The organism is Bacillus sp. ES1-5 (assembly GCF_022487605.1).
In the GTDB taxonomy this organism is placed as follows: domain Bacteria; phylum Bacillota; class Bacilli; order Bacillales; family Bacillaceae_G; genus Bacillus_A; species Bacillus_A wiedmannii.
In genome coordinates this window covers 1-332 of sequence record NZ_JAKVPU010000062.1, presented here as the reverse complement: position 1 = coordinate 332, position 332 = coordinate 1, and the positions used below count along the sequence as shown (strand labels likewise).

The 332-nt window shown below is 37.0% G+C and carries 1 pseudogene; it reads right to left on the bottom strand.

The features are described 5' to 3' along the window. Nucleotides 1-332: pseudogene (locus MKO96_RS29680) on the bottom strand (IS200/IS605 family element RNA-guided endonuclease TnpB); the annotation flags it as partial.

Below are 332 nucleotides of genomic sequence, written 5' to 3'. Positions count from 1 at the left end.
GCATTTAAAATACGTCCCTTTACTTCACGACTTTTGGCAAATCGAACAAGACCTAGTTTCGGCAATTTCATTTTGTTTCCCACAACAGCAATGTTTTCATTTGTTTGTTTTGTGGTATAAGATTGTACGTTGTTCTTTTTAGATTTGAAACGCGGGGCACTGTTTTGTTTTTTAAAAAAGCGTGTATAAGCATCCGCAAGGTTGCGAACAGACGATTGAATAGCAATACTATCCACTTCTTTTAGCCAAACAAACTCTTTCTTCATGGCAGGAAGTTTGGCAGAGCATGTACCATATGTCAAACCTTTTCCTGTTTCTTTGTATGCATTATC